Source organism: Cytobacillus spartinae (genome assembly GCF_042865285.1).
Classification (GTDB): domain Bacteria; phylum Bacillota; class Bacilli; order Bacillales; family Cytobacillaceae; genus Robertmurraya_A; species Robertmurraya_A spartinae.
Genome location: NZ_JBIACK010000029.1, coordinates 1 through 10517, shown reverse-complemented (window position 1 = coordinate 10517; position 10517 = coordinate 1). Strand labels below are relative to the sequence as shown.

The window sequence follows — 10517 nt, the reverse complement described above, 5'->3', positions numbered from 1 at the left end:
CACAAAAAACATAAAAAAGCCCCGTGAATATACCCATACTCCGGATACACCCACGAGACTTCGTGCAAACTTTTTTCTTTTTAAGCAGACTATTTTCTCATCCCGTAAACTTTATTCTGATTCAACAACAAATTCAGTCTTAATCTAAACAAATTATTCTACTGTAACCGATTTTGCTAAGTTACGTGGTTTATCTACGTCACATTCACGGTGAAGTGCAGCGTAGTATGAGATTAATTGTAATGGAATAACAGAGATAAGAGGTGTTAACAGCCCATGTACCTCAGGAATGACGAAACGATCTTCATCTGTTTCTAGTCCTTTCATTGAGATGATACATGGATTTGCACCACGAGCAGCAACTTCTTTAACATTACCGCGGATGCTTAAATTAACACTTTCTTGTGTTGCCAGAGCAACGACTGGTGTTCCGTTCTCAATTAAAGCAATCGTACCATGCTTTAATTCTCCACCAGCAAAACCTTCAGCTTGAATATATGAGATTTCCTTTAGCTTTAATGCACCTTCTAAACCAACATAGAAGTCAATTCCTCTACCGATAAAGAAACAGTTACGAGTAGTTGCTAAATATTCACGTGCAATTTCTTCGAATTCTTCTTTTGCACCACATAAAACATCCATCGCATTAGCAACGATTCCTAGTTCTTGTGTAAGGTCAAAATCAACATTCATTCCACGGCTCTTTGCAGTTACTTCAGCTAAGATCGCTAGAACAGCTAATTGGGCTGTGTATGCTTTTGTTGAAGCAACAGCAATCTCTGGGCCAGCATGAAGCAATAGAGTGTAATCCGCTTCACGAGATAGTGTTGAACCTGGTACATTCGTAATCGTTAATGCTTTATAACCTAGTTCTTTGATTTCCACAAGAACGGCACGGCTATCTGCAGTTTCCCCGCTTTGAGAAATAAAGATAAATAACGGCTTTTCAGATAATAGAGGCATATTATAGCCAAATTCACTTGAAATATGGACCTCTACTGGAACTTTAGCTAGCTTTTCGATAAATTGTTTCCCCACTAATCCAGCATGATAAGAAGTTCCTGCAGCAATGATATAGATACGGTCAGCATCGTTCATTGCTTTTACAATGCCCTCATCAATGTTAAGGTCACCTTGTTCGTTACGATATGTCTGAACAATCTTACGAACCACAGCAGGCTGCTCATCAATTTCTTTTAGCATGTAATGTGGGTATGTTCCTTTTTCGATATCACTTGCATCAAGTTCAGCCGTATAAGCTTCACGATTAATAACATCACCATCAAGAGTTTGAATCGTTACTTCATCCTTGGTTACAATCACAATTTCCTTATCCATTAACTCTACATATTGATCAGTCACTTGAAGCATTGCCATAGCGTCACTAGCAACAACATTAAAGTCAGATCCTAATCCTACTAAGAGTGGGCTTTTATTTTTCGCAACGTAAATGGTCTCATTATCATTCTCATCTAAAAGCGCTAATGCATAAGATCCTTTTAAAAGCTTAAGCGTTTTACGGAACGCCTCTAGTACAGATAAACCATCTTTAACGAATAGTTCAATCATTTGAACAATTACTTCTGTATCTGTATCGCTTTTCAAAGAAATATCTTGCAAATATTCACGCTTTAAGATGTCATAGTTTTCAATGACTCCATTATGAACAAGAGTTAAACTAGTTGATTCACTTTGGTGTGGATGTGCATTAGCCTGGCTTGGTGGTCCATGAGTTGCCCAACGAGTATGACCAATCCCAGCATTAGCTGAAACATCTAAGTCCACAATTTCTCTAAGATCAGCAATTCTTCCTTTTTCTTTAAAGACATGTACCCCGTTATCATTCATAACAGCAATACCCGCTGAATCATATCCTCTATATTCAAGCTTTTCTAAACCTTTTAATAAAATTTCTTTTGAGTCATTGTTTCCAATATAACCTACAATTCCGCACATACTTCTTTCCTCCTAAAATAGGGGACAAGAAGCCTTTTTAGGGACAGTCTTGTCCCCTTACCTCTGTAAAGTAATTTATTGTTAAGCATTTCTTCCTCTTTGTGCATTAAGTTGCCTCAATGTTTTAAAGAAAAAATTACGGTTCTGCTTACCAACCGGGAGGTATCCGCCGAAACTTCGATAAACCTCCTCCTCGTCAACTAATCACCTCTCATGTGACTAGTTCAGGCGCTTTAAGTTGTAGTTCTCTCCCCTATCCACCTTTCTATCTATAATGAGACCTTTGGATCGTATTGTTCTATATATCATACGATGCTTATCTTTAACTAATTCCAAAAATCAAGGATAATCATATAACAGAATGAATTGGTCCGTCAACTAAAAACATAAAAAGGAAACAGAGCGTGCGTTTTACTTTCAACTCTAATTGCCTTTCTTTTAGTGTAACCAATTCCATATAATAAAAATATGCATAAGGGATTGTATTCGTTCCCTTATGCATATCCTATTATTCTTCAGTTAATCCCATTTCTTGTTTAACGACTGCTGCAATGCGATCCACGTATTCTGCACATAGTTCTTCGGTTGGAGCCTCTGCCATTACTCGTACTAATGGCTCTGTTCCAGAAGGGCGAACAAGGATACGTCCATCTCCATTCATTTCTTCTTCAACTTGAGTAATGATCGCTTTTACTTTTTCATTGTCTGTTACATGATGTTTATCAGTCACTCTTATATTGACAAGTTTTTGTGGGAACTTTTGCATTTCGTTCGCTAACTCAGATAATGGTTTCTTTGTAGCCTTCATAATATTCACAAGTTGCAGCCCCGTTAATAACCCGTCACCTGTTGTATTATAATCAAGGAAAATGATATGACCTGATTGCTCACCACCAAGGTTATAGCCATTTTTCTTCATTTCTTCTACTACATAACGATCTCCTACTGCTGTCTGAACACTATTTACTTCTACTGCTTCAAGTCCCTTGTAATAACCTAAGTTACTCATAACGGTTGATACAACCGTGTTATGCTTAAGTCTTCCATGCTCTTTCATATACTTTCCACAAATATATAGGATTTGATCTCCATCTACGATATCTCCATTTTCATCAATGGCGATTAATCGGTCCCCGTCTCCATCAAATGCAAGGCCAACATCAGCTTCTTTTTCCTTTAAAAATTGTGATAAAGCTTCTGGATGGGTCGAACCTACTCCTTCGTTTATATTTAATCCGTTTGGAGAGGCACCCATTGTCGATAAATCTGCATCTAAATCAGCAAATAAATGCGTTGCTAAAGATGAAGTGGCACCATGTGCACAGTCTAAGGCAATATGTATTCCTGAGAAATCTTCATCAACAGATTGCTTTAAGTATTGTAGATACTTCTGCCCACCTTCGAAATAATCATTTACTTGTCCAAGTTTAGCTCCGATCGGTCTAGGCAGCTCGTCCTCTGGTAGGTCCATTAAACGTTCAATCTCTAATTCCTGCTCATCGGAAAGCTTAAAACCATCTGGTCCGAAAAATTTAATTCCATTATCTGCTACAGGATTATGTGAAGCAGAGATCATTACACCTGCTTGTGCACCAAGTGCTTTTGTTAAGAATGCCACACCAGGAGTTGAAATAACACCTAATCGCATGACTTCAGCACCAATTGATAAGAGTCCCGCAACTAATGCACCTTCAAGCATGTGACCTGAAATACGAGTATCACGACCAATTAATACTTTTGGACGATCTTGATCTTTTGTTAATACATATCCTCCAAAACGCCCTAGTTTAAATGCAAGCTCTGGTGTTAACTCACTATTTGCAACTCCGCGTACTCCATCAGTACCGAAATATTTACCCATTCAGAAATCTCTCCTTCAACTATTCTCACTTTTTATACTTCTTTCTCTGTAATTGAGATTCTTGCTGTTTCTCTACCCAGTGTCCATCGAATGTTCTCCGGTGCAGTTACATTTATTTCAACATCGTGATTTCCTGTATCTAGGTTCGAAAGATTAATAAAAAGATTAAAATCAGATTCACTTAATTGACTTATGATATCACTTGACCCCGAAACAGTAAGGTTAACAACTCCATTAGTAGGTTCTGTAAACGTAACATTATATTGTTCGGATAGCCCCTCTGTTTTTATAGGGAGATTTGAAAAAGTAACATCCTCGTTCTTATTAACTTTTATAGTAACTTCAATCGTTTCTGGATCTACTTCTACAATTCCCTCGGAAATGATGACTGGTAATGTAACTACTGTATCATTTTGGATTTTGCTAACATCTAATTCCACTCGAACAGATTCCGTTTTTTCTAATACATCTCTAGCAGCAATAATCGTTGCCTCATCTTCACCTAGTGAAATGGAGTCTATGGTTATACCACTTGGTGGAGTTCCATTTTCGACTAACTGAATTGGGACCGTCTTACTTAGAGCTTTAATTGGAACCGTTACATCCACTGTTTCAGGTTCAACGATAACGTCAAGCTTGTTTAATTGTCGATCTAATACAAGAATATTCGCTTCCGTTGTGACGTCCTCTTTTATGGGACCTTTAACATCCAATGCTGCTTTCACGTAAGTAATTCTATCAACAACATCTTTTGCTCCCGTTATCCTGACCTTATTAGGCTCCACCTTAGCTTGCTCGGCTATGTAGCCAGTATCTAGTAACTTGCTATCGAATTCTGCCTCAACACTGAATTCTCTTGTAACTTTTTCTTGAACAGATATATTTGCAAATCCAGGATCAATCGTTACTTCGACCTTATCAGATATATCCCTAATCAAGATTGGTACCCTCTGCGTTCCAATTTCTGCATTCGTTAAATCTACATATACCTCAAAACCTTGTTGAGTTTTAACTTGTTGCAGATTTGCTTTCGGACCTTCAATGGTTAGAGTGACTGTTTCAGGAATCCCTGAAACAACAAGGTTCTCTGTATCGTAATAAGTCTTTACGGGAACATTTGCTATCGTTTCGGATTCTTGGTCCTGTGGAACATTTACCGCAGAATCTTGGTTTCCATCATATACATTTTCAAAGAGTAGCATTGCTAGTACAAGTGCAACTACTTTCATAAACCAACGGCTATCAATAAGTTTGTCTATATACTTATCCATTCTTCTTCCCCCTCCAGTTCCAACGAGTTGAAGAAGCTTGTTTTGGTTTCAATTGCGAAAGCATTTCTTTTGATAGTAATTCTCTAAAAGCATCTATCTTTAAATCTCTGTGCAATTCTCCATTTTTAGTTAATGAAATGGCACCTGTTTCTTCTGACACTACGATCGTTAAACTATCTGTCACTTCACTTATACCAAGAGCTGCCCTATGTCTAGTACCAAGTTCTTTTGATATAAAGGGACTTTCAGATAAAGGTAAGTAACAGGCCGCTGCAGCCACCTGATTTTTCTGTAGGACAACTGCCCCATCGTGTAATGGTGTATTCGGAATAAATATATTGATTAAAAGTTCTGATGATATCTTCGCTTGAAGTGGAATACCAGTTTCTATGTAATCTCCCATCCCCGTTTCTCTTTCAATCGAGATAAGAGCACCAATTCTTCGCTTAGCCATATAATCAGTTGCTTTTACAATAGATTCAACCATTTTCTCTAATTCCTGATCCTCTTGATTCGTTGTTCTAGAGAAAAATCTTCCTCTTCCCAACTGTTCAAGGGCTCTTCGTAACTCCGGTTGAAAAATTATAATTACGGCTAGAAATCCCCAAAGTAGTACTTGTTCCATCATCCAGTTTAAGGTTTGCAATTGGAACCTGTCACTTATAACAGTTACGATTAGAATGACAAAAATTCCTTTTAATAACTGAACAGCCTTTGTTCCTCTTACCACCATGATGAGTCTATAAATAACGTACCAAACTAGGAGAATGTCAATAGTATTAGCTAATAATTTCAGTAGGTTGAAATCTTCGAGCGACATTGTCCTTCCTCCAACATGTATATTTCAAAAACTTGATTAAAATTTTATAGTAACTTTAATATTATACCATAAATAAACAGGACACCACCACGCCAGGACCTTTTAGGAAGATATTATGAAAAAAGCCACTCTTATGGAGTGACTTCTTTTCTCGATATTATAAGGAGCTTGTAAATTGAGTTTGTTCATTATTATCTTGAGGTTATTTGCTTTTATCCTTGTCTTCAAATACATCTACTATTTCTTTACCTGTCTTTTTGATATGGTACCATATCCACTCGAAAATCTCGTTGATTTCCTTAATTTCTCCAGTTACCTGCCCCGCTGATGCAAGGTATTGTTCACCATTGATAACGGTAACATTTCCATCTACTTTACCTTCAATTTTTAACGTCCCATTCTTTACAACGATATCCCCGGTTATAATTTCTCCCTCAGGTACAATGACCGTATCGTTTTGAACTATAAGGTTAGGCTGTTTTGAGACCGAGAGCTGCTGTTCCCCATTCCAAGAAGAGACTACACTTCCCATCATTAGAACAATAAAAAGGGAAGCTGCCGTAAGCAACGGGTGATGTCTAAACCACCTTTGAACTCCTACCTTCTTCTTTTCTTTCGGTAGTTTCGCCATAACATTATCTAGGAAGTCATTTGGAGCTTGTATATGTGAAGTACTTTTAACTAAAGCAATGGCTTTTTCAAGCTCATGAAAGTGACTTTGACATGTATCACATTGTGCTAGATGTTCTCTAAGTTCCTTCTCTTCTTCGACAGAAATCTCCTCGTCTAAGTACTGGTGCATATATTCTACATATTTATCTTCACATTTCAAAGTTATCACCTTCTCACGTTATACATTTCTTAATTGATGCCTTAAAGCTTCTCTTCCCCTATGAATTCTCGTTTTAACGGTCCCTAGAGGAATATTTAAAATTTCACTAATCTCATTTAATGAAAGCTCTTCTATATACTTGAGAACGATTACGGAACGATACTTCTCCGGTAACTTTGTAATTTCTCGTTGAATCGTTTCCTGTAGCTCTAAACTTTCTAAGTCATCCTCAGGCAGTGACGTATCCGCTGCAATTTGAGAATACATGGTCAGTCCGTCTGTTCCAGAAACTTCAGCATCTAAATAATAATCAGGTTTTTTCTTCCTAATTCTGTCTATGCAGAGGTTCGTTGCAATTCGATAAAGCCAGGTTGAGAATTTCAAATTAATATTGAAACTAGATATATTAACATATGCTCGAATAAAAGCTTCCTGTGCCATATCTTCGGCTTCATGTCGATTACCAAGCATTCTATAGCAAATTTGAAAGACCTTGTCTTTATAAATTTCAACTATTTCCCCATATGCACTTTGGTCCCCTTTTAAGACCTGCTTTATCCTTTTCTTTACAAGTGCTTCCATTCTTTTTACCTCCGCTCTGTGCGGCTATACGATATTACGAATCGATAGCGGAAAAGGTTTCATTTTTTTTGAAAAAACTTTTTCACAGTTATAATCTTAACAAAAATTCACATTTTTTGTTTAAAAAAGTTTCAATGTGGAATAAAAATAATAACGATTTATTAGAGGACAAGCTTCTTATAGGAAATTTAGTTTTAGAAAGGAAGGATATGATGAGTGTTAAAGATCTTCTAAAGGAAATTGAATACTGCCGAAATGAGATGGTCTATCTGGCCTCACAATCCTCTTTATCCAATGAAAATGTAATTGCTGTCAGTACTAAACTAGATGATCTTTTGAATAAATATGATGATATAACAACAAAAAAGCAGTAGCATGTTTACATTAATGCTACTGCTTTGTATCTATTACCTAAAGTAGTTTTTCCCCAAATAAAGATCCCATAAGGGCAACTGCAACAGACGCAGTTTTGTTTTTATCATCTAAAATTGGATTTACCTCAACAAATTCAGCAGATGTCACAATTTTGGATTCTGCAAGCATTTCCATTGCTAAATGGCTTTCACGGTAGCTAATTCCCCCAGTAACAGGAGTTCCTACACCAGGTGCATCATGTGGATCTAGGCCATCTAAATCTAACGAGAGATGTACACCATCTTTATCTTTTAAATAAGCAATCGTTTCTTCCATAACCTTAGTCATACCTAAACGATCAATTTCATGCATCGTGTAGACTTTGATACCCTTTTCTTTAATTAACTCTCTTTCTCCCTCATCTAACGAACGTGCACCAATAATAACGATGTTCTCGGGATTGATTTTTGGGGTATAACCACCTACGTTTGTTAGTTTAGAGTGTCCTATTCCTAAACTTACTGCAAGAGGCATACCATGGATATTACCAGAAGGAGATGTTTCAGCTGTATTCAAGTCTCCGTGAGCATCGTACCAGATTACTCCAAGATTCTGATAATGCTTCGCAACACCAGCTAGTGTTCCAATTGCAATGCTGTGGTCTCCACCAAGCACTAAAGGAAAGGATCCAGATTCAATTGCTTTATCAACTTCTACTGCAAGACTTTCATTTTTTTCAGCAACTAAATCTAGGTTTCTTAGATTCGACTCTTCATCTATCATCACTTCTGGTCTTCCAATGGCTATATCACCTAAATCATGTACCTCATCAAATAATTTCTTTAATCTTTCATTTACGCCGGCATAACGGATTGCACTTGGCCCCATATCAACCCCACGTCTCATTTGGCCTAAGTCCATAGGCATTCCGATAATTGATAGCTTCTTCATATGTATCCTCCTTAAACCATATCTACCCTTATTTTAAACGCTTTCACGTTGATGACTCAACTCGACATAATCGTGTATATATATACGCTAATTGGTAGTATTGCCTAAAGAGTTAGATTTTCGTCTATATGAACTAAGAAGATTGTTTTTTCCCTTGAAAACAAAAACTCCTTAAACCTATTGGTCTAAGGAGAATATATTTATGTATTGGTGGAGCCTAGCGGGATTGAACCGCTGACCTCCTGCGTGCAAGGCAGGCGCTCTCCCAGCTGAGCTAAGGCCCCTAGTTAAAATATTGATGAGCCATGAAGGACTCGAACCTTCGACCCTCTGATTAAAAGTCAGATGCTCTACCGACTGAGCTAATGGCTCATGATTTATAAGAGTTGGTTAACTACCTTAAGCCTTGTCTTTTTGAGGGCATCTGCGATGTCCACATCTCAGGAGGTTTATCCAAGCAGCTTCTCGATGTGTACTCTGATGGGTCTCAGAGTAGCTTATTCGTTCGTGCTCTACCGACTGAGCTAATGGCTCAATTGCTTCTTATGTAAATAAGATGGCTGGGCTAGCTGGATTCGAACCAACGCATGTCGCAGTCAAAGTGCGATGCCTTACCGCTTGGCTATAGCCCATTAATAAAAGTGAAAATAAAAAGGACAGTCATTATCTTGTCCACTTTTTGTTCTATTTAAAATGGTGGAGGGGGACGGATTCGAACCGCCGAACCCTAAGGAGCGGATTTACAGTCCGCCGCGTTTAGCCACTTCGCTACCCCTCCGGGATAAAATGGTGCCGGCGATAGGAGTCGAACCCACGACCTACTGATTACAAGTCAGTTGCTCTACCAACTGAGCTACACCGGCATTTTTATTAATTGAGTATTTAATTTTATGTTCGCCTTTTAGCTTAACGTCATCCTGATCTCAGAAAGATTAATCAAGTAGCCTTTCGATCAGTATGCTGAAGTAAATTCAGGAAGCTTATTCGTTCGTGCTCTACCAACTGAGCTACACCGGCATATTAAGGCTTGTTCAATTTTATGGTGGAGGATGACGGGATCGAACCGCCGACCCCCTGCTTGTAAGGCAGGTGCTCTCCCAGCTGAGCTAATCCTCCGATAAATGGTGACCCCTACGGGATTCGAACCCGTGTTACCGCCGTGAAAGGGCGGTGTCTTAACCGCTTGACCAAGGGGCCATTTCTATGAATCTATAATTTTAGAGAGCTTCCAACCGGATTCGAACCGGTGACCTCTTCCTTACCATGGAAGTGCTCTACCTGCTGAGCTATGGAAGCATTGCATCCAGCTCATAAGACATAAGTCTTTATGAAATTGGCTCCGCAGGTAGGATTCGAACCTACGACCGCTCGGTTAACAGCCGAGTGCTCTACCACTGAGCTACTGCGGAATATTTAACAGCCTGGCGACGTCCTACTCTCACAAGGGGACAGCCCCTAACTACCATTGGCGCTGAGAAGCTTAACTTCCGTGTTCGGTATGGGAACGGGTGTGACCTTCTCGCCATCATCACCAGACTATTTAATTCAGGAATGGAAACCTATTTTCGCTTCGCGAAAAAGCTTTATTCCCTCAAAACTAGATAATGCTATGAAGAAGAAGTAAGAATTCAAGTAATCTTTGTCCAGCTACGGCTCCTAACTTCTCGGCTGTTTCAATCCGCCCCCACAAATCCAAAACCGGGATTTGCGCGGTCGGCTTTCCAACATCTGTCGAAGTTGTACAGTCGCCTTCGCTTTTCTATTTGGTTAAGTCCTCGATCGATTAGTATCAGTCAGCTCCACACGTCACCGCGCTTCCACCTCTGACCTATCAACCTGATCATCTTTCAGGGATCTTACTAGCTTGCGCTATGGGAAATCTCATCTTGA

General features: G+C 38.7%; 8 protein-coding genes, 9 tRNA genes and 2 rRNA genes. 1 reads left to right on the top strand and 18 read right to left on the bottom strand.

Features of this window, described 5'->3' with window-relative positions; all coding sequences use genetic code 11:
* Nucleotides 1–153 precede the first annotated feature (153 nt).
* The 6 genes from glmS to sigW all read right to left on the bottom strand — a co-directional run bounded on the left by glmS (nt 154) and on the right by sigW (nt 7322).
* A complete protein-coding gene (gene glmS, locus ACFYKX_RS27085) occupies nt 154–1956 on the bottom strand; it encodes a glutamine--fructose-6-phosphate transaminase (isomerizing) (protein ID WP_389365418.1) in 1803 nt (600 codons plus the stop codon).
* A gap of 508 nt (nt 1957–2464) precedes the next feature.
* Nucleotides 2465–3817 (bottom strand): phosphoglucosamine mutase, encoded by a 1353-nt coding sequence (gene glmM / locus ACFYKX_RS27080; RefSeq protein WP_389365416.1) that lies wholly within the window; start codon nt 3815–3817, stop codon nt 2465–2467.
* Between the two features lie 32 nt (nt 3818–3849).
* Nucleotides 3850–5088, bottom strand: a complete 1239-nt coding sequence (locus ACFYKX_RS27075) for a CdaR family protein (protein WP_389365414.1) — start codon at nt 5086–5088, stop codon at nt 3850–3852.
* Nucleotides 5081–5908, bottom strand: a complete 828-nt coding sequence (gene cdaA, locus ACFYKX_RS27070) for a diadenylate cyclase CdaA (RefSeq protein ID WP_389365412.1) — start codon at nt 5906–5908, stop codon at nt 5081–5083. The genes ACFYKX_RS27075 and cdaA overlap by 8 nt, the downstream gene beginning before the upstream one ends.
* A gap of 202 nt (nt 5909–6110) precedes the next feature.
* Entirely contained in the window at nt 6111–6740 is a 630-nt protein-coding gene (locus ACFYKX_RS27065; RefSeq protein WP_389365410.1) for an anti-sigma factor family protein, read from the bottom strand.
* Between the two features lie 18 nt (nt 6741–6758).
* Complete coding sequence (sigW, locus tag ACFYKX_RS27060) at nt 6759–7322, bottom strand: RNA polymerase sigma factor SigW (RefSeq protein ID WP_389365408.1); 564 nt, start codon at nt 7320–7322, stop codon at nt 6759–6761.
* A gap of 212 nt (nt 7323–7534) precedes the next feature.
* On the opposite strand from sigW, the gene ACFYKX_RS27055 reads away from it, so the two are divergent.
* A complete protein-coding gene (locus tag ACFYKX_RS27055) occupies nt 7535–7696 on the top strand; it encodes a Spo0E family sporulation regulatory protein-aspartic acid phosphatase (RefSeq protein ID WP_389365406.1) in 162 nt (53 codons plus the stop codon).
* A 37-nt stretch (nt 7697–7733) separates the two neighbouring features.
* On the opposite strand, the gene rocF is transcribed toward ACFYKX_RS27055, so the two are convergent.
* The 12 genes from rocF to ACFYKX_RS26995 all read right to left on the bottom strand — a co-directional run.
* Nucleotides 7734–8627: an arginase gene (gene rocF / locus ACFYKX_RS27050; RefSeq protein ID WP_389365404.1), complete on the bottom strand. Its 894-nt coding sequence runs from the start codon at nt 8625–8627 to the stop codon at nt 7734–7736.
* A gap of 208 nt (nt 8628–8835) precedes the next feature.
* Nucleotides 8836–8911 (bottom strand) — tRNA-Ala (locus ACFYKX_RS27045).
* Between the two features lie 15 nt (nt 8912–8926).
* A tRNA-Lys gene (locus ACFYKX_RS27040) sits at nt 8927–8999 on the bottom strand.
* A 185-nt stretch (nt 9000–9184) separates the two neighbouring features.
* Nucleotides 9185–9259, bottom strand: a tRNA-Gln gene (locus ACFYKX_RS27035).
* A gap of 62 nt (nt 9260–9321) precedes the next feature.
* A tRNA-Tyr gene (locus ACFYKX_RS27030) sits at nt 9322–9405 on the bottom strand.
* A gap of 9 nt (nt 9406–9414) precedes the next feature.
* Nucleotides 9415–9490: transfer RNA gene (locus tag ACFYKX_RS27025), tRNA-Thr, on the bottom strand.
* A 177-nt stretch (nt 9491–9667) separates the two neighbouring features.
* A tRNA-Val gene (locus ACFYKX_RS27020) sits at nt 9668–9743 on the bottom strand.
* Nucleotides 9744–9749: 6 nt separating this feature from the next.
* Nucleotides 9750–9824, bottom strand: a tRNA-Glu gene (locus ACFYKX_RS27015).
* A 26-nt stretch (nt 9825–9850) separates the two neighbouring features.
* Nucleotides 9851–9923 (bottom strand) — tRNA-Thr (locus ACFYKX_RS27010).
* A 38-nt stretch (nt 9924–9961) separates the two neighbouring features.
* A tRNA-Asn gene (locus ACFYKX_RS27005) sits at nt 9962–10036 on the bottom strand.
* Nucleotides 10037–10046: 10 nt separating this feature from the next.
* Nucleotides 10047–10163: ribosomal RNA gene (gene rrf, locus ACFYKX_RS27000) — 5S ribosomal RNA — on the bottom strand.
* A gap of 227 nt (nt 10164–10390) precedes the next feature.
* A 23S ribosomal RNA gene (locus ACFYKX_RS26995) occupies nt 10391–10517 on the bottom strand; the annotation flags it as partial.

Bases quoted from the DNA above. Each gene is read 5' to 3' on its own strand.
- glmS (WP_389365418.1), bottom strand. From the start codon at position 1,956: ATGTGCGGAATTGTAGGTTATATTGGAAACAATGACTCAAAAGAAATT.
- glmM (WP_389365416.1), bottom strand. From the start codon at position 3,817: ATGGGTAAATATTTCGGTACTGATGGAGTACGCGGAGTTGCAAATAGT.
- ACFYKX_RS27075 (WP_389365414.1), bottom strand. From the start codon at position 5,088: ATGGATAAGTATATAGACAAACTTATTGATAGCCGTTGGTTTATGAAA.
- cdaA (WP_389365412.1), bottom strand. From the start codon at position 5,908: ATGTCGCTCGAAGATTTCAACCTACTGAAATTATTAGCTAATACTATT.
- sigW (WP_389365408.1), bottom strand. From the start codon at position 7,322: ATGGAAGCACTTGTAAAGAAAAGGATAAAGCAGGTCTTAAAAGGGGAC.
- ACFYKX_RS27055 (WP_389365406.1), top strand. From the start codon at position 7,535: ATGAGTGTTAAAGATCTTCTAAAGGAAATTGAATACTGCCGAAATGAG.
- rocF (WP_389365404.1), bottom strand. From the start codon at position 8,627: ATGAAGAAGCTATCAATTATCGGAATGCCTATGGACTTAGGCCAAATG.